We start from the raw sequence: 17,327 nt of genomic DNA on the forward strand, positions 1-17,327 counted from the left end.
CCCACAGCGGAAACCGTCCCATGAAGAAGTCGACTCTCGCGTTGTCGTTGCTACTGACCCTTTCGCCACTGGCCGCGTTCGCCGCCACGGCGCCGCTGGACCTGGTAGGCCCGGTGTCGGACTACAAGATCTACGTCACCGAAGAAATCGCCGAGCTGGTCACCCAGACCCAGGCCTTCACCGATGCGATCAACCAGGGCGACCTGGCCACGGCCAAGAAACTCTACGCGCCGACCCGCGTGCACTACGAGTCCATCGAGCCGATCGCCGAGCTGTTCAGTGACCTCGACGCGTCCATCGATTCGCGCGTGGATGACCATGAAAAAGGCGTGACCGCCGAAGACTTCACCGGCTTCCACCGCATCGAATATGCGCTGTTCTCGCAGAACACCACCAAAGGCCTGGAGGCGCTGACCGCCAAGCTCAACACCGACGTCAACGACCTGAAAACCCGTGTGGATGGCCTGACCTTCCCGCCAGAAAAAGTCGTCGGCGGCGCCGCCGCGTTGCTGGAGGAAGTCGCCGCCACCAAGATCTCCGGCGAAGAGGACCGCTACAGCCACACCGACCTGTATGACTTCCAGGGCAACATCGACGGCGCGAAGAAAATCGTCGACCTGTTCCGTGGCCAGATCGAGAAACAAGACAAGGCGTTCCTGGCCAAGGTCGACAAGAACTTCGCCACCGTGGACAAGATCCTCGCCAAGTACAAGACCAAGGACGGCGGCTTCGAGACCTACGACAAGGTCAAGGAAAACGACCGCAAGGCCCTGGTGGGCCCGGTCAATACCCTGGCTGAGGACCTGTCAACCCTGCGTGGCAAGCTGGGCTTGAACTGATAGCACCTACCGGGCTCTCGTGCACCTCGTCAGGGCGCACGAGAGCCACAGGTTTCAATCCGGCTGGGGGGTGAACTGCGCAAGTGGCGCACCTGTGGGCCGCAGGGTGGTCGAGTCGATCGCATACCACTGACCGTTTTTCTGAATCGCATACATCTCACGGTTTTGACTGGTGCCAAAGCGACTCCCCGGCCATTGCCCTGCTGAGGGGGCGATACCCGTAAAGGGGGTGTCTTTTGCCCCAATGATCCACCGGATTTTCTCCATGATCGTATTGGTCATGTAGATCCCTGGGCCAACACGGGCCGCTTCGCCCATCAGGATTTTCCGGGTTGCGGCCAGCGACTTTGGCCCGGCTTTCAGCACATCAACCGCACCGGCCAACGGGTTGAACACACTCATGAAGAACGAGCCCGCCCCCTTCAGGCCGGCCATGCTGAATGCCTTGCGACTGAATGGGATCAACATCTTCATACCGCTAAAAAACTGCCTCGCCCCGGCCAGTCCGCCGGTGGCAATGAATGAAGCAAAGTCGATCAGCAACCCCGTCAAACCCTCTGCCACCTTGCCCTGCGCAAAGTCAAACACAGCCCCGACGAAAGGGATAAGGCGCAACATCAGACGAGCATTTTCCGAAGAAAACACTTTGCCTGATGCAAACGGATAGGTACGACGGCTGTGCAGCGTTGTCGGCTGGTTGGCGTGCTCAAGTAACGCGTCGCGCTTCCCGTCAAAGCTGTGTGCCAGAAACGTTTCCACCATCCGTGCTGTTTTGTTCGAGCTAAAGGTATTGGGAACGCGCCGCGAGGCTATTTCTGTCGTTGCCGGCAACTCCGTTGCCATCTTTTCAATAATCACCATCGATTTTGCACCGGGCTTGGGTGGAGAACCCGTGCTGTACGCATCAAAGTCAAACGGCTGTTCAGTGCCCCTTTGGAAAGGCGTCTGCACATAGGCAAAGGGCCCATGGGGTTTGCGGCCCGCCTTGGTTTCGCCACCGAGCGGCAGGCGGTCAGGTAAATCGGTGCGCTTGACCATCTGCATCGAACCGGGAAACACCTCGTAGTAACCAAACCAGGGTGTTACAAGCCCGGTTTCGTAACGTAGCAATAGGCCGTGAGTGCCCCTGTTACTCGCCACTTTGGAATCCGGGCCCTGGTCGTCCTCCAGGGCTTCCCCGGTTTCCTTGCGTACGCTGAAGAACTCGATTTTCCCCGACTCCAACGCCCTGCGGTCTTCCAGCGGCAACTGCGCAAGCATCAGTTTCAGCGCCGTGGCTTGGGCGACGCGGGTATCGGCAATGTATTGATCGACCGCCGGCGCCACCAACGGTTTTATCTTCGGCAGTTGCTTGATGCGTTCCAAAAAAGTGGCCTGGGAGATTTTCGGGTGGTTGAACTTGTATTTCTTTTCTCCACTGACCAGGTAGTTCACTAACCGATCCAACAAAAGTAGAGGATCATCGTCGACTTGATTGGTCAGGATGACATCGGTCAACAGCGGTTGGCGGGTTTCCATGTGCCCGTGCTGCCGGGAGTCATATTTGACATCGGTGTCCAACTCAAGCTTGAACGTACGAAGTTCTTCCTCGGTCATTTCCGGGAATAACCGGACCAACTCCTTGATCAGAACAGTGGTCTGGGTCGGCGGTTCGCTGGTCAAGGTGTTGAACGCGTCGCGGGTTTGGTCTTCCCGTTCGGTAAATGCTTGCGCAGCGGCTTTGTAGTCCCCAGGGGAGTAGTGTCCGTCCGCAGTCGCTGGGAAAATACCGGCCATTACCCCCCAGTCCAGCAAAGGTTTGGTAGCCAGGCTCTTTTGCAGGTATTCCTGATTCGGCCCGCTGGCGTCTAGCCGGGAAAGCGCCATGACTTGCGTAAAATTCATCAAACGCGAACTGCCCGGACCACTCAGGGTATCGGCGATTGCACAGCCCTGACGCAGCTCCAGCCAACCGGTCGAGCCAACCTTGACGTTTTGCGGGTCTTGGTTGAGCACCTGCCTGGCGTCTTCAGGCACGCGGGTGTCAGCCTTGACCAGCATCTCTGGAGCCGACTGGGCAAGGAACAGGTGAGCCACCAGTGGCGTCAACCCGGCGTCCACGCCTTTGCTTTCAAGATGCATTTCGACGTCATCGCGCACCTCTTTGAGTGAGCGCCCCAAATTGCCCGGCTGATACAACGAATACCCCGCCACCTGCCCCGGGACACCCGGCATGGTGGCGTCAACACTCAACTTGAGCGCAGTGGCCAGCAGTTGGTGACGTTCGGCCCGGGAGAGCGCTTGCCCCTCGGCCACACTGTAGAGCTTGAGGGCCTTGGCTATCTCATCGGCCTTGGCAATGGCCTTGGACGAATCAAAAAAATCCGCCAGTTGCCGGTCCGGATCGTGAAAAGACTGACCAAACGACGGCCTGCCGGAGAAGCCCTTGAGCAACGACATGACGCCCGCCGATGCCGCTTTCATTGTTTCAAGTGAGCTGGAAGACAGCGATCCTTCGGTTTGCACGTAAGGGGTCATCCCCGCGTAGTCGCCAGCCAGCGGGGGTGAAGGCAATTTTGTATTGAACCACTGCAGCGCTGCACGCATCTGCCCGACGGTTTTCGGTACGTCGGGCGCATAATAGGCCAGCGTCTGGCGCATGTCGTACCGACGGGTGGAATACAGGGCGTTACCGGCTTTCTCACTCTGCTGCACCAACCGGTCGAAGTCTTCATTAAACTTGCGCGCGGTGGCTTGTTCGTTTGCACTGCCGTGCCCAGACATTAGCTCGACGTCCGCGTCAAAGGAATCTTGAAGGGAGATCCACTGCCCGTTCGCTCTGAGCATTTGCAGGTCACCTTCCGTTATCCTGAATTCGCTGCCCAGCCCTGCGACACCGGCCCTCCCCAGGAACGCCTTGAAGGCGGCTGATACGAGAAACTCAGCGAATTGTTCGCGTGGTGACGTACTCGCCTGGTCCAGGGAGGAGCCCGGCTCAACCCATATCGCCTGCTCATTCAGTGTCAGCTCATCACCCCCCTGCTTGTTCTTGATCAGGGGTTGCAACTGCGCCCCCAGGCGCTCACGGACAGCGCTGTCGCCGCTGTGCTGCTGCAGTTGCTTGAACTGTTTCTCCCACTGAGCACGCTGTGCCTGTGAAATCCCGGGCCAGCCCTCTTGCTGGAGTTGTTTACCCAACCGCGGCGCAGCCTTTTCATTCAGAGGCGGTTTCACCCCGTAAAAGTCCAGTACCACATCCCGTGGAACAGGCCCCTGAGTCGGCCCGGGTGCCACCGGAATCCCTAGATCATTTGGCGAGAGCACTTTGTGCAGGGCACTGACCTTTGCGCTGACCTCCCACCAACCAGAGCCATCGGTGGTGGTGAACCGCTGGAAGGACTGTTTGCCATTGACGACCACGACGCCAACCACCGAGTCGCTGAACACACGCACAGTCGACAATTTGAGCCCCTTGGATTTGAACCAGGCCTGGATGGGCGGCTCCTTGATCGCTTGGTCGTACATCTCGAGAAATGACGAGATGGATGCGTTTGGTGGGATGAGTTCTTCTTTTGCGTGGCCCGTGTTCAACCAATGCACCATGTTTTCCTGCAACGTAACGTCCGCTGATTGCGCGACATCGCTGGCAGGGAAAAGACGGCTGGCCGTGACACTCCCGGAAGTCGGCTCGATGCCTGGAGTGGTAGCGTCACGTTTGGACCGGTTTGTTTTCGTCTGTGGTCGCCCCTCGTGCTGCAAGGCTGCGGTATTGGGTGGCGGTCCAGACAGACGATCGGCAGGCGCCGTCTCAGGACGGCTTTGCGCAGACGGTGCGGGGGGCTGCGGGGCGCGGAACAACCTGTTGAAAGCGGTATCCGCACTATTGACATGGATTGACGACATTTCTATTGCTCTCTAACCAGTGAAGTGGCGAGAGTTCTTGTCCTTAAGAACTGTCAATAGAAAACGTACAAGACAAGCCGAATGCAAAGGGTAAGCAAATTCTCAATCGGTTGACGGCCATGGCTGAGCCTGGGCCTAAAGAATTCGGTACAGCAACCGCTCAATGCGCACGCGGCTGACACGCCGTAAAAACTTGCCGACCGCCGCCGGGTAATCCACCAGGGTTTGCAACTGCTGATAACGCTCGATGCGCGTGGCGTGCTGGAATATCTGCGCGAGCTCGGTGCGTCGCGGCTCCAGCCATTGGCCCTGGGGATCATCGATCAGCAAGGCGTTTTCCAGGTCCAGGCGGAACGCCCGCGGGTTGAGGTTGTTGCCCGTCAGCAACGTATAGCGCTGGTCGACCCACATGCCCTTGAGGTGGTAGGTGTTATCCCCGTCGCGCCACAGGTGCAGGTTCAACTGGCCACTGTCGAGCATCGGCTGATGGCGCTTGGCAAAGCGACGCAGGCTGATCTCATACAGGTAGGGCAACGCCGCGATCACCTTGAACGACTCGCTGGGCGGGATGTAGAAGTCGTTGGCGGTCTTGTCGCCGACGATGATGTCGATTTTCACCCCACGGGCCAGGGCGCGATTGATCTCGCGGGTCACCGGCAGCGGCAGGTTGAAATAGGGGGTGCAGATGGTCAGTTGCTGCTGGGCACTGGCGATCAGTTCCAGGATCACCCGGCTCAAGGGGTTGTTCTTGCCCACTCCCAGCAGCGGGCTGACCGACAGGTGGCCATTGGGCAGTTGGCCCGCCGTGGTGTCATAGGCCGCGTGTTTCAGGCGGCTGCGCAAGTCGCCGATGTCGTTGCGCAGGCTGCGGGTGGTGGGCGGGTTCGGCAGGTCGAGGCGATGCACGGCCTTGGACGCCACCAGGCCATGCTCGATCAGATGCTGCATCGAATCGGCCAGCGGCTGGCTGTGGATCAAGTGGTAGCGGTCGAAGCGGTACTTGTCGAACTTGTGCAGGTACACATTGTTCAGGCTCGCGCCGCTGTACAGCACGGTGTCGTCGATCACAAAGCCCTTGAGGTGCAGCACGCCGAACAGCTCGCGGGTCTGCACCGGCACGCCGTACACCGGCACTTCACTGGCGTGGCGTTCGGTCATGGCCTGGTACCAGGCGCTGTTGCCCGGTTGCTTGCCTGCACCGATCAGCCCGCGTTGGGCGCGCAGCCAGTCAACCACCACGACGATGTCCAGCTCCGGCCGCGCAGCCTTGGCGGCGTGCAGGGCGTCGTAGATTTCCTGCCCGGCTTCGTCGTGCTGCAAGTACAGCGCAACGATGTAGATGCGCCGCGTCGCCTGGGGGATCAGGCGCAGCAGGCAGCGACGATATTCATCGGCGCCGGACAGCACGTCAATCGCGTCGGGAGTGAGGGGGAAACCGCGCAGTTTGGGCAACAGGGAGCGTTTGAAGAACGACGGCATAGGGCTCGCAATGGGTCGAATCCGAAGAGGCACCGAGCTTACACCATGGGGGTGCTCAGGTCTTGCGGCGGCGCATGGAAAAATTTAATTGACCAAGAAGAACGATCGTTCTACTGTTCGCCACATGAACGACATGACCCGCGACATTATCCTCGACGTTACCGAAAAGTTGATCTATCGCCATGGCATCGCCGCCACCGGCATGGACTTCCTGGTGAAAACCGCCGGCGTCTCGAGAAAAAGTATCTACCGTTACTTCGCCAACAAAGACGAATTGGTGATTGCCGCCTTGCAGCGCCGCGACGAGCGCTGGCTGCAATGGTTGCGCACGCAAGTGGAGCGCCAGGAAGGCAGTGGCGAACGCCTGTTGGCGCTGTTCGACGCCCTCAAGGCGTGGTTCGGTTCCGCCGACTTTCGCGGCTGCGCCTTTATCAACACCAGCGGTGAAACCGGCGACCCACAAGACCCGGTGCGCCTGCTGGCCAAGGCCCATAAACAGAAACTGTTCGAGTACGCACTTGAACTGTGTCACGCACATGGCACCCCCGACCCGCGACAGCAGGCCGCGCAACTGCTGATCCTGATCGATGGCGCCATTACCGTTGCCCTGGTGATGGGTGATTCAACCGCGGCCGATAATGCGCAATGCATGGCGCGAACGTTATCGGCGCTTTGAGCCCATAAGCCAGGCAACTTTCCGATAATCCCTTATTGTTTTAAGGAGCATGCCAATGTCATCAGACATCGATGTACGCCCACCCTTGCCGCCCTTTACCCGCGCATCGGCCATCGAGAAAGTACGCCTGGCCGAAGACGGCTGGAACTCCCGCGACCCGCAACGGGTGTCCCTGGCCTACACGCTGGACACCCGCTGGCGCAACCGCGCCGAGTTTGCCCACGGCCGCGAGCAAGCCAAGGACTTTCTCACGCGTAAATGGGCCAAGGAGCTGGACTACCGCCTGATCAAGGAACTGTGGGCCTTCACCGACAACCGCATCGCCGTGCGTTATGCCTACGAGTGGCATGACGACTCGGGCAACTGGTTCCGCTCCTACGGCAACGAGAACTGGGAGTTCGATGAAAACGGCCTGATGGCCAATCGGTTTGCCTGCATCAACGACCTGCCGATCCAGGCGAGCGAGCGCAAGTTCCACTGGCCGCTGGGGCGGCGCCCGGATGATCATCCGGGGCTGTCGGAGCTGGGGCTCTAGCCTGTAGCCGCAAGCTTGAAGCTTCAAGCTTGCGGCTGGCAGCTCAATCCTGATTCAGCCCCACGCGGTACAACACACCCGCGTCCTCATCCGTCAGCACGTACAAGTAGCCATCCGGCCCCTGCCGCACATCGCGAATGCGCGCTTTCAAACCGCCCAACAGCCGTTCCTCGTGGACGACCTTGTCGCCGTCGAACTGCAAGCGGATCAGCTCCTGGCTGGCGAGTGCGCCGATAAACACGTTGTGCTGCCAGGGCTTGAAGCGGTCAGCGTCATAAAACGCCATGCCACTGATGCCGGGGGACTGCTCCCAGACATGATGGGGCTGCACCGTGCCCTCTGCCGTCTTGCCTTTGGCTTCCGGAATTGGCGTCAGCGAATAGTTGATACCGTGGGTTGCCAATGGCCAGCCATAGTTCTTGCCGCGCTCGATGATGTTGATCTCATCCCCACCACGGGGCCCGTGTTCGTTTTCCCAGATCGTGCCGCTCCACGGGTTCAGTGCCAGGCCTTGCGGGTTGCGCTGGCCGTAGGACCAGATCTCCGGCCGCACACCTGCCTGGCCCACAAACGGGTTGTCATCCGGCACGCGGCCATCCGGGTAGATGCGTACGACCTTGCCCTGCAATTTGTCCAGGTCCTGGGCGGTCGGGCGATCGTTGTTTTCGCCCAGGGTCACGAACAGGTAGCCGTCGCGGTCAAACGCGAGGCGTGAACCAAAGTGGTTGCCGGTGGACAGCTTGGGCTCCTGGCGCAGGATCACCTTGAAGTCCGTCAAACCGCTCAGGTCATCGGCCAAACGCCCACGCCCGACAGCCGTACCGGCGGTGCCGCCCTTGCCGCCACCTTCGGCGTAGGACAGGTACACCATGCGGTCTTGCTTGAAGTCCGGCGACAGCACCACATCGAGCAAACCGCCCTGCCCTTTGGCCCACACCTGCGGCACACCGCCAAGGGGGGCCGACAGTTTGCCGTCCGGGCTGACGAAGCGCAGATGGCCCGGGCGTTCCGTTACCAGGAAGCCTTGCCTGTCTGGCAGAAACGCCACCGCCCATGGATGGTCGAGGCCCTGGGCGATCGGCGTGACCGTGAGGCTGCCTTGCTCGCTGGGGAACTGCTGGGGCCCAGCGGCGTAAACCGTCGACAGTGGAACAAGGGTGGTCGCGCAAAGGGCGGCCAGGAGGGTTTTACGTAGGTGCATTGGGCGAGTCCTTACCGGCGATTGCCGTTGGCATCGTAAGTGGGGGCTTTGGTTTCGGTGGCTGGGCGGCTGGGGGCGGTGTTGCGCGTGGGATAACGATTGCCGATGCCGCCGTTGTCCAGGGTCGGTGCGCGCGGTGCGGGGCCGACTTGAGGCCCGCGAATGGCCGGCGCATTGGGCTGGGTGCCCTGCATGCTGTTGGGGTTCGCTCGGTGGATCGGGCTGTTGTTGGCGTCGTTGCCGCCCGGCAGGTTTTGCGCCTGGGCACAGGGGACAAGGACAGCGCCCAGTGCCAGCAGTGCAAGGTGACGTAAGCAACTATTCATGACAAAGCCTCTCAAGGGCGAGTAGTACGTGCTTTCGATAACACGCTACGCCCAGGGTTCGCCTTTGGTAACTAAATAGTTTCTCATCAGGTGTAACACGATCTGTCTGCGAGGCCCTCAGATCAACAGGAAAATGGCCGCCAATGCCGCAAAGATCGCCCACTTCTCCAGGTAATAACGCGTGCGGTTGCGCTTCTTCAGCGCCTTGCCGCGCAGGCGAATCTTGTACAGCCGGGTAAAGGCGCGGTTCAGCCCCCCGGTCTTGTCCCCCGCGTCATTCGGCGAGCCCGCCGCCGCCATCACGTTGCGGCTGAACCAGCGGTTGAAGGCCGCCGCCCAGCGGTATTTCATCGGCCGTTCGATATCGCAGAACAATATGATGCGGTTGTGCTGCGTGGCGTTTTCGGCGTAATGGATATAGGTCTCGTCAAACATCACCGCCTCGCCATCGCGCCAGGCGTAGCGCTCGCCATCGACGTTGATATAGCAGGCCGCATCGTTGGGCGTATCCAACCCAAGGTGGTAACGGTAGGAGCCGGCGTAGGGGTCGCGATGGCGCACCAGCTTGGAGCCTGGTGGCAGCTCGGCGAACATCGCGGCCTTGATCGAGCCGATGCCCTGCACCAATTCAGTGGTGCGCGGGCACAGTTTCATTGCCGAGGGATGGCTGTCGCCGTACCACTTGAGGTAGAAGCGCTTCCAGCCCGACTTGAAGAACGAGTTGAAACCCACGTCGTTGTACTGGTCCGAGCGCTTGATTGCGCCGGCACGCATCAGGTTCTGCCCTTCCTGGCGAATTTCTTCCCAGTGTTCCTGCAATGGGCTGAGGTCTGGGAAGTCGCTGGGGGCCAGATAGGGTCGGCTGGGCAGCTTGGAGAACAGATAGAGAAAGCAGTTGATCGGTGCCAGGAAGGTGGAGTGGTCGCTCAATTGGCGGCCCAGTGTGTGGCGCACCCGACCACGCAAATGCACATACGCAATGGAAGCAACGTAGAGAACAACAATAAAAAGTTTCACGGAATTTCGTCACACGTCAGGAGAAAACAGGCTGCTCCTGCGTGCCCACGACGGCCGAGGTTTGGATAAGCAGCAGCTGCAATCACAATTCACAGACAGGCAGCGCAAGCGGCTCAGTAACAAGCCGCTGCGTGACCATTTGGCAGATATTTAGCCACAAGTTGTAACCAAAGGTTAGCGAAGAATTGTGAAAAGCTGTCCACTCAGCCTACTTGTTGCGGCACCTGTCGTCCTTGCGGATGAACCCGACGCAGGCCCGCAAAATATCGCACCATCGCCACCAGCACGCCCAGCATCAAGCCAGCGAACACGCTCAACGCCACCACTGCGGCCTTGCGGGGCTTGATCGGGGCCAATGGTTCTTGGGCCGGGCGGTCGATCGTCGCCACTTTCAACCCGTCCATGTCAAGGTTGAGCGCACGCAACCGGACAGTTTCCATGCGGAGCCATTCAACATCCTGCAGGAAGATATCTTCGTTGCCGCGCGCTTTCAGGGCGTCAACCTCACGATTGACCTCCAGCAAACGTAGCTTTCTGTTGATTTCGGCAACACGCTCGTTGGCGATGTCGTCACTGCTCCGTTGCTGCAATACCGCACGCTCAGCTTCGAGCACCTGTGTCCCCATGAAGAACAAGGGCACGGTTTGCTGGGAAACCTCCGTCACCTGGCTTGCCCCCCGCAATGCCGCCGCGCCCATTACCGAGGGCGTGGTCGGCCTTGTGATACCGACGGATCGGGCGATGGCAATGGCTTCAGCCAGTCGCGCCAGGCGATGGGAGCGCTCCTTTGCCATCTCCTCGCGCAGGGCGCTGAGTTCATCCTGCAATTGGCCACGCTTGATGCCATCACTCTCCAGCAACCTGGCGATTTTCGTGGACTTTTCGTTCTCATAGTTTTCACGGGCGGCATCGATCTTGCGGCCGACCTCCGCGAGACGATTGTTGACGATCACCTTGACGTCAGCCGCCACACGCTCACGTTGGCGGGCAATTGCGTAATCGACGAAGCCATTGAGGATCGCCACCCCGCCGCTGCCCTGGGGGTACTGCATTTCCAGGCGTATAAAAGTGCCGGGGGCATTGCTGTTTTTCGGATCGGGCAACACCTGGCTGAGGAGGCTGCGATCAAACGCGTCGAAGCTTCGTTCCTGGCTTTGCCCTGGGCGTTGATACGTTTCGAACAGCTTGGCATTGGCCTTGAAAAACCCAAGCCGGGTGTCATAGGAGTCCAGTTGCAACGCCACTTTACTCAATGCGTCGGCCGGCGACAGTGGGTAGACCTCGGAACGGTTGAGCGCGTCCAACTCATTGAGCTCGACCGCCCGCAGCACACTGCTGGCCTGGTACACCTGAGGCGCAAACATCGCGTAACCGATACCCAGGATTGCCGCGATGGCTGCGCACGTGGCAACCAGCACGCGTTGCTTCCAGATCCCATGGACCAGTTCAAAAAGATCAATCTCATCCGAGGCCGGATGCGCAATAGTCGGGGGGATTTTGTTCACCGTAAGTTCGCCCTGAAGAGTGGTTAGTCAGCGCCCAACAACACAGACCTGAATAACGACGGAATAAACAGGGGGCAACGTCAAGGGCAAAAGAGGCGCCCTTTGTTACTCGCGAAAGCATAGAGGGTTGCGTGGGTGACGTTGCCCGACGGCGAGAAAATAGCGCTAATCCATTGCCTATAAAGGGAAAATCTGGACACGCACGAACAATAAAGATTAGTCCTACAACATTCGGGAAATTAATTGACTGAACGCTGCCCATTACCGCTAACTAGCGGCGATTAGCCCTTCAATAAAAAGGATTTTTTATGTCACTTAATACAGATCCAGACCTGCAAGCACTGCAAGGCATCTGGGAACAAACCGCACTGGAAGACAGTGGCGTGCTCAACCCCGTCGATGCCCACAGCGCGCCCGGCGCCATCACGACGATTGCCGGTGATCGATTCGAAGTGACGACCGTCAGTGGCGACGTGTTGCTCGCCGGACGGTTTTTCCTGGACAGCACAACCACCCCCAAGAGCATCACCTGGATCGACAGTATCGGCGACGACGCTGGCAAACAGTTGCCTGCCAGCTATCGCCTGGAGAAGGACGAATTTGTGTTTATTGCCGCGGATGAGCATATGCCTCGCCCGACCCGATTCAGCACGGGCCCGGGCCAGACGATGCGCACGTTCGTACGCCGACTCAGCGCTTAGTCGCGGTCAGGGTAAAACACAACGGTAACTGCGCAGGCTGGTGCTCATATTGGTCATACAGTTCCTCACGGTTGGAGTGGGGATACTCCTGCAAATGGCCAATCTGCAATCCCGCTGCTATCGCCCCGCTGATCACGCTGCCCAGGGTGTGCACGAACCAGTAGGACGTCGGCCCCGCCACCTCGCCCTGCCCTTCATAAACAATGGACTCCTGCAGCACAAAGGGATCGCGCTGAAAGTACGAACTGGCGGGCAGCAACGGGTTGCAGGCGCGCGGGTCAAACACCTCCAGGAACGGGTGGGTTTCATACATCACCAAGGTGCCGCCCGGCTTCAAGGTACTCGCGACATGGCGCATAAACAGCGCCACATCCGGCATCCAGCCCAGTACACCGATGGTGACCAGGGCAGCATCGAAACGCCCGTGCAACCGCTCGGGCAGATGATGGATGTCGGCTTCGATGAACTCAGGATTGTGGGGTGAGAACGCGGCCAGTTCCTGCGCCTGCTGCAAGAACGCTCGGGATTGATCGACCCCTACGACTGACTGTGCGCCCAGGCTGAACAACGACAGGCTCTCTCGCCCGTTGTTGCAACACAGTTGCACCACATCCTTGCCGGCGACGCCGACATCTTGCAGCAAAGCGGTGATGGTGGGGTCCAGGCACGAAAAGCCTGGATCGGCGACTGAGCGCAGCAGGGTTTTCCAGTTATCCGTGTCTTTGTGCAACTGGGCGGATTCATCCCAGGCGCGCTTGTTGCTGGTGATAGCCTCTTGGGCTGAGGGCATGTCCATTGCGTCTCCAGAACTTCGTAACAATCGGCCTCAGAAAATAAGCCAAGCGCCCGCCCAATAAAACCCTGGCAACACCGCGAAACTTAACGCAAACCCCGCAGGTCATTAACGCAATGGGTGTTCAGCCGTTGAATGCCGCTCCTGAAGCCTGCGCCGTGACCCCACACTCAGACCTGCGTAACACCCTGTCCCTCGACAGCCTGAACTTCTTCCTGGCCGACGTGCGTGACGGCCTCGGCCCCTACCTGGCGATTTACCTGCTGGCGGTTCACCAATGGGACCCGGCCAGTATTGGCGTGGTCATGACCCTGGCCGGTATCGCTGCGCTGATCAGCCAAGGGCCGGCGGGCGCGCTGATCGATCGCACCCGGCGTAAACGCGCGGTGGTCGCGATTGCCGCCGTGCTGGTCACCGCCAGCTGCCTGCTGCTGCCTTTCGTCAGCTCATTCAGTCTGGTGGCCTTGACCCAGGCGGCCAGTGCAGTCGCTGCGTCGGTGTTCGCCCCGGCGATTTCAGCGATTTCCCTGGGCATCACCGGGCCCCGCGCGTTTACCCGGCGCACCGGGCGCAACGAGACCTTCAACCACGCCGGCAACGCCGCCGCTGCGTTGCTGGCCGGCGGCCTGGCGTATCTGTACGGACCGGTGGTGGTGTTCTACCTGATGGCGGCCATGGCGCTGGCCAGTGTGGTGGCGATCAGTTGCGTGTCGGCCAACGCCATCGACCATGACGTCGCCCGCGGCTTCGACCCCGACCACGTCACCGACCATGCGCAACCCTCCGGCCTGCGCGTATTGCTCGCTAATCGCCCCCTGCTGGTATTCGCCGTCTGCTGCGCACTGTTCCACCTGGCCAATGCCGCGATGCTTCCGCTGGTCAGCCAGAAACTGGCGCAAATCAACCTGCACCTGGCCACACCGCTGACCTCGGCGTGCATCGTCGCCGCGCAACTGGTGATGGTGCCAGTGGCCTGGCTGGTGGGCATCAAGGCGGATAGCTGGGGGCGCAAACCGCTGTTGCTCGCCGGTTTCATGATCCTGCCGTTGCGTGGCGTGCTGTATACCCTGTCCAACGACCCCTACTGGCTGGTTGCGGTGCAAATGCTCGACGGCATCGGTGCGGGTATCTTCGGCGCACTGTTCCCGGTGATCGTCAAAGACCTGACCCAAGGCACCGGCCGCTTCAATGTCAGCCTGGGCGCCCTCTCCACCGCCTTTGGCCTGGGCGCGGCACTGAGCAGCAGCCTGGCAGGGTTTGTCGTGCAACAGGCTGGATATGACGCGGCGTTCCTGACGTTGGCGGGTGTGGCAGCCGTGGCATTGGCGCTGTTGGCGTTGGCGATGCCGGAGACGCTGGCAAAAGTGCCGCTCGCACGTCAAACAGCGGTGGCCTGATAACTGGCGGAGGCGATTGCAAGCTTGTTCTGATAATTGGAGCGCCTGCTTAACATCGTGCTGGCTTACTAGCGTCTTGATTCAGGGATCAAGCTGCGTCTTAGAAACAAATTCGTAGCGTCCTTCAGCGCTGTCTTCAAGTACCGCTTTCAGTGCCCTGGCCCGTCGTTCCAGGCAAGCATTGAAGCCAGGACTTTGAGGGGCGCCGTAATCCAGGCAAGGATCACGGTTATCCAGCGGTTTTCGTGGGCTGGAGCAGCCAATCAGGAGCAACGCCGCCGCTACCGCTGCTATCAAAATTCGCACGTCGTTCCTTCTTTGCTTTGCTGGGGCTATGGCGTGGACGCACGTTGCACGCAAAAAATTATTTCGCAAGTTGGTGCATCCGATTGGGTTCCTGGCCCGTAGATTCAATACCCTCACCTGGAGGGCATAAGAGCCAAGGAGATACATCATGCACGCTTTTTACAGAAAACTTGCTGCAGCAGCCTGCTTCACGATTCTCTCCGTCACCGCCACGCTCAGCTTTGCCGCCGATACAGTGATGGTCGGAGGTGCAGCGATGTACCCCAGCAAAACCATCGTCGAGAACGCGGTCAACTCGAAGGACCACACCACACTCGTAGCAGCAGTCAAAGCTGCCGGGCTGGTTGATACGCTCAATAGCAAAGGCCCTTTCACCGTATTCGCTCCCACCAATGAAGCCTTTGCCAAGTTGCCCGCAGGGACCGTCGATGCTCTGGTCAAGCCTGAGCACAAAGCCGACCTGACTAAAATCCTGACCTACCATGTTGTCCCTGGCACTCACACATCGGCACAACTAATGTCCGACGCCAAAAAGAACGGCGGCACTGTTGTGTTGAAAACAGTTCAAGGTGAGTCGCTGAATATCAAGCTGCATGACGGCAAGCTTTGGGTGGTAGATGCCAAAGGCGGCAAGGCTGGCATCAGCATCGCAGACGTGATGCAGTCCAACGGCGTGATCCACGTTGTAGATTCGGTCTTGATGCCTTAAACGCTCTTTACTCCCGGCAGGCGCAGAGTTTGCCGGGGTGTCACTGCGCCTTTGTCGATTTCCTGATCAGCAAGACGCCAATCAAAATAAACACCGCTGACTTTGCAGCAGAGAAAAGAGCATCTTTTCCAACAATCAACTCGACGGCCGAAATGAGCAGTGCAACCGTGCCAACTACCGCCAAACCATAGCCAACCGGCCGCATAGACCTATGAAACATTTTTTCGCCTCCCTGAAAAAACTGGAATTGTGAATTTTCTCGCCCTGCGACGCTATCAATCTTTCCGTGACCATCCGAGATCACGAAGGGCGAAGCCTATCGTTTTCCATTCGTAACGGGGATGAAGCTGCCTACAAAAAAAACGCTCGCAGGCCCTATAAGCCAACTGACGGATGTTCCTGGGCTGGCAAGTGGCACAGCGAAAGCAATTGCAAACAAGCCTAATCCTGCCCATAGCCGTCTACGCGGCGTGAGCCACTCTTGAATCCCTTCCAACCTCTTGCCCATTAGGTTTTCCCTGTTTTATAAGCGGCAAAGCATATCACTGGGTATTACGAATCACGCCAGCCGGTGAGTCGCGCAGGAGGGCAAAGATTCGAGCCTGCAAAAAGCAAAGAGGCCGTCAGATGCAAAAAGCCTAGCGCGGGAATTCGACGACGATAGCTATGTGTTCCCTCGCGGCTAGGTAGACGTGCTCCGCTGCGCCTTGAACACCAAACTCGGCGCTTTACCTGGGACATCATCCAACTGTCCATAGGGTTGCATGCCGATCTTCTCTAACACCCGGATAGAAGCCATATGATCTGGTCTGACTAGCCCGTACACTTCGGACAAGTAAAGCTGTTCAAATGCATATGTAAGCGCATCTCGTCCTAACTGGGTTGCGTAACCCTGACCCCACGCTTCGACCGCGAAGCGATAACCCAGATTGACGCGCTGTTCAGTCAAGTAATCGTGCAGGGAAATGCCGCCGAACCCTATGACGTGCTCCGGCGCATCGCTCCTTGCAATAGCCCACACGCCGTATAGATGCTTGTTCCAATGCTCGATCCAGCGACCCAGCAAATCCTGTGCGCTGACAAGATCAGTCATTGGGCCTGCCGGGTTGAACAGGTTGGTTTGGGGGTCGCTGTAAATAGTGAATAGCCGTTGTACATCAAATGGTTGCGGCGCTCTATAAATCAGGCGATCCATCATGCTGAAACTCTCCAATGCCGACCAAATCTACGCAGCCTTAATCGCCTACTGTGGCGCGGGACTGTAGCACTGAGGGGCCAGATGCAAAAAGCCCAGCGCGGGGCTGGGTGTTTCAACCGCGAACTACACGAGCAGTAACTTCGCCCGCATCCAGATAGGGCTAGAGTGTCGATGTCAGATCGCAAAAAGGCGCCCCGAACTTAGTACCTACCCTCTGGATCAGTTTCGTAAAAAAAACGAAAGCATTTGCCAAGGAAACGCTTGGTAAACTTTTCGCCAACCTCCTTTCTCTTCTCTGGGTCGCTCTCAACAGGAATGGTGCTCGCCTCAGAAATCATGTTCGCACGCGCCCGCTTTATGATCCCTCATGGTTATCACTGGCCTGTGCGGCCATCCAGCGTGGAGGGAATGCCAGTAACCGAGACAGAACTCGGCGCAATAGCTTTGTGCCTCCTCTATCAGCCACAGGGGGCGACAAAATACGCATCAGCAAAAACAACCCCAACCGCCTAATGCGTATCCCACTCACGAAAGCCCATCAAACCAGCCCAACACCCTTATCGTCTTCGCAAACTGTTTTTCATTCGCCAGCAACACCAGCAGCACCAAACCGCTCCCCATCACGATGCAAAGCCCACCTCCCGTTCCATCAATGACAATCAGAAACACCCCCAGCACCAGGAGCGCAACGCCAAACGCCCCTACCCACTTTCGGGCCTGCTTTTGCTCGGGATACTTATCGAACATCCATTTTCTCTCCACC

16 protein-coding genes are annotated in these 17,327 nt (G+C 58.8%); 6 read left to right on the forward strand and 10 right to left on the reverse strand.

The features are described from left to right. Positions 1-20 precede the first annotated feature (20 nt). Entirely contained in the window at positions 21-839 is an 819-nt protein-coding gene (gene efeO / locus B348_RS0128215; protein ID WP_017739377.1) for an iron uptake system protein EfeO, read from the forward strand. A 54-nt stretch (positions 840-893) separates the two neighbouring features. Here the strand turns inward: efeO and B348_RS0128220 are convergent, their stop codons facing one another. Then, positions 894-4,721, reverse strand: a complete 3,828-nt coding sequence (locus B348_RS0128220) for a hypothetical protein (RefSeq protein WP_256204512.1) — start codon at positions 4,719-4,721, stop codon at positions 894-896. Positions 4,722-4,856: 135 nt separating this feature from the next. Beyond that, entirely contained in the window at positions 4,857-6,200 is a 1,344-nt protein-coding gene (gene pssA / locus B348_RS0128225) for a CDP-diacylglycerol--serine O-phosphatidyltransferase (protein ID WP_017739379.1), read from the reverse strand. A gap of 124 nt (positions 6,201-6,324) precedes the next feature. Here pssA and B348_RS0128230 point away from each other — a divergent pair, with 124 nt between their 5' ends. Together B348_RS0128230 and B348_RS0128235 are read left to right on the forward strand one after the other, a co-directional pair. After that, positions 6,325-6,876, forward strand: a complete 552-nt coding sequence (locus B348_RS0128230) for a TetR/AcrR family transcriptional regulator (protein ID WP_017739380.1) — start codon at positions 6,325-6,327, stop codon at positions 6,874-6,876. 55 nt (positions 6,877-6,931) lie between these two features. Next, the gene (locus tag B348_RS0128235; protein ID WP_017739381.1) at positions 6,932-7,411 is read left to right on the forward strand and encodes a nuclear transport factor 2 family protein; all 480 of its coding nucleotides are present in this window, start codon (positions 6,932-6,934) and stop codon (positions 7,409-7,411) included. 43 nt (positions 7,412-7,454) lie between these two features. Here the strand turns inward: B348_RS0128235 and B348_RS0128240 are convergent, their stop codons facing one another. From B348_RS0128240 to B348_RS0128255, 4 genes are all read right to left on the reverse strand, one after another. Then, positions 7,455-8,612: a PQQ-dependent sugar dehydrogenase gene (locus B348_RS0128240; RefSeq protein WP_017739382.1), complete on the reverse strand. Its 1,158-nt coding sequence runs from the start codon at positions 8,610-8,612 to the stop codon at positions 7,455-7,457. Positions 8,613-8,623: 11 nt separating this feature from the next. Then, the gene (locus B348_RS0128245; RefSeq protein ID WP_017739383.1) at positions 8,624-8,938 is read right to left on the reverse strand and encodes a hypothetical protein; all 315 of its coding nucleotides are present in this window, start codon (positions 8,936-8,938) and stop codon (positions 8,624-8,626) included. A gap of 117 nt (positions 8,939-9,055) precedes the next feature. Next, positions 9,056-9,955 (reverse strand): lipid A hydroxylase LpxO, encoded by a 900-nt coding sequence (gene lpxO / locus B348_RS0128250; RefSeq protein ID WP_026137134.1) that lies wholly within the window; start codon positions 9,953-9,955, stop codon positions 9,056-9,058. 203 nt (positions 9,956-10,158) lie between these two features. Beyond that, a complete protein-coding gene (locus B348_RS0128255) occupies positions 10,159-11,460 on the reverse strand; it encodes a Wzz/FepE/Etk N-terminal domain-containing protein (RefSeq protein ID WP_081609299.1) in 1,302 nt (433 codons plus the stop codon). A 308-nt stretch (positions 11,461-11,768) separates the two neighbouring features. Here B348_RS0128255 and B348_RS0128260 point away from each other — a divergent pair, with 308 nt between their 5' ends. Beyond that, a complete protein-coding gene (locus B348_RS0128260; protein WP_017739386.1) occupies positions 11,769-12,161 on the forward strand; it encodes a TIGR03067 domain-containing protein in 393 nt (130 codons plus the stop codon). Here the strand turns inward: B348_RS0128260 and B348_RS0128265 are convergent. Next, a complete protein-coding gene (locus tag B348_RS0128265) occupies positions 12,151-12,957 on the reverse strand; it encodes a bifunctional 2-polyprenyl-6-hydroxyphenol methylase/3-demethylubiquinol 3-O-methyltransferase UbiG (RefSeq protein ID WP_017739387.1) in 807 nt (268 codons plus the stop codon). The genes B348_RS0128260 and B348_RS0128265 overlap by 11 nt on opposite strands. Positions 12,958-13,112: 155 nt before the next feature. Here B348_RS0128265 and B348_RS0128270 point away from each other — a divergent pair, with 155 nt between their 5' ends. Continuing rightward, positions 13,113-14,351, forward strand: a complete 1,239-nt coding sequence (locus B348_RS0128270; protein WP_026137135.1) for an MFS transporter — start codon at positions 13,113-13,115, stop codon at positions 14,349-14,351. A gap of 454 nt (positions 14,352-14,805) precedes the next feature. Beyond that, a complete protein-coding gene (locus B348_RS0128275) occupies positions 14,806-15,366 on the forward strand; it encodes a fasciclin domain-containing protein (RefSeq protein WP_017739389.1) in 561 nt (186 codons plus the stop codon). A gap of 40 nt (positions 15,367-15,406) precedes the next feature. Here the strand turns inward: B348_RS0128275 and B348_RS0128280 are convergent, their stop codons facing one another. The 3 genes from B348_RS0128280 to B348_RS0128295 form a co-directional block, all read right to left on the reverse strand. Continuing rightward, on the reverse strand, positions 15,407-15,670 hold the full coding sequence (locus tag B348_RS0128280; protein WP_256204513.1) for a hypothetical protein: 264 nt from the start codon (positions 15,668-15,670) through the stop codon (positions 15,407-15,409). A 378-nt stretch (positions 15,671-16,048) separates the two neighbouring features. Continuing rightward, positions 16,049-16,564 carry a GNAT family N-acetyltransferase gene (locus tag B348_RS0128285; RefSeq protein ID WP_017739391.1) on the reverse strand — a complete coding sequence of 172 codons (516 nt, stop codon included), beginning with the start codon at positions 16,562-16,564 and terminating at the stop codon, positions 16,049-16,051. 525 nt (positions 16,565-17,089) lie between these two features. Further along, positions 17,090-17,311, reverse strand: coding sequence for a hypothetical protein (locus B348_RS0128295; RefSeq protein ID WP_017739393.1), 222 nt, complete (start codon positions 17,309-17,311; stop codon positions 17,090-17,092). Positions 17,312-17,327: the final 16 nt, after the last annotated feature.

Origin of the sequence: Pseudomonas sp. CBZ-4, from assembly GCF_000346755.1 — a bacterium.
Taxonomy (GTDB): domain Bacteria; phylum Pseudomonadota; class Gammaproteobacteria; order Pseudomonadales; family Pseudomonadaceae; genus Aquipseudomonas.

Bases quoted from the DNA above. Each gene is read 5' to 3' on its own strand.
- B348_RS0128275 (WP_017739389.1), top strand. From the start codon at position 14,806: ATGCACGCTTTTTACAGAAAACTTGCTGCAGCAGCCTGCTTCACGATT.
- pssA (WP_017739379.1), bottom strand. From the start codon at position 6,200: ATGCCGTCGTTCTTCAAACGCTCCCTGTTGCCCAAACTGCGCGGTTTC.
- B348_RS0128245 (WP_017739383.1), bottom strand. From the start codon at position 8,938: ATGAATAGTTGCTTACGTCACCTTGCACTGCTGGCACTGGGCGCTGTC.
- B348_RS0128230 (WP_017739380.1), top strand. From the start codon at position 6,325: ATGAACGACATGACCCGCGACATTATCCTCGACGTTACCGAAAAGTTG.
- B348_RS0128285 (WP_017739391.1), bottom strand. From the start codon at position 16,564: ATGATGGATCGCCTGATTTATAGAGCGCCGCAACCATTTGATGTACAA.
- B348_RS0128295 (WP_017739393.1), bottom strand. From the start codon at position 17,311: ATGTTCGATAAGTATCCCGAGCAAAAGCAGGCCCGAAAGTGGGTAGGG.
- B348_RS0128260 (WP_017739386.1), top strand. From the start codon at position 11,769: ATGTCACTTAATACAGATCCAGACCTGCAAGCACTGCAAGGCATCTGG.
- efeO (WP_017739377.1), top strand. From the start codon at position 21: ATGAAGAAGTCGACTCTCGCGTTGTCGTTGCTACTGACCCTTTCGCCA.
- B348_RS0128265 (WP_017739387.1), bottom strand. From the start codon at position 12,957: ATGGACATGCCCTCAGCCCAAGAGGCTATCACCAGCAACAAGCGCGCC.
- B348_RS0128220 (WP_256204512.1), bottom strand. From the start codon at position 4,721: ATGTCGTCAATCCATGTCAATAGTGCGGATACCGCTTTCAACAGGTTG.
- B348_RS0128240 (WP_017739382.1), bottom strand. From the start codon at position 8,612: ATGCACCTACGTAAAACCCTCCTGGCCGCCCTTTGCGCGACCACCCTT.
- B348_RS0128235 (WP_017739381.1), top strand. From the start codon at position 6,932: ATGTCATCAGACATCGATGTACGCCCACCCTTGCCGCCCTTTACCCGC.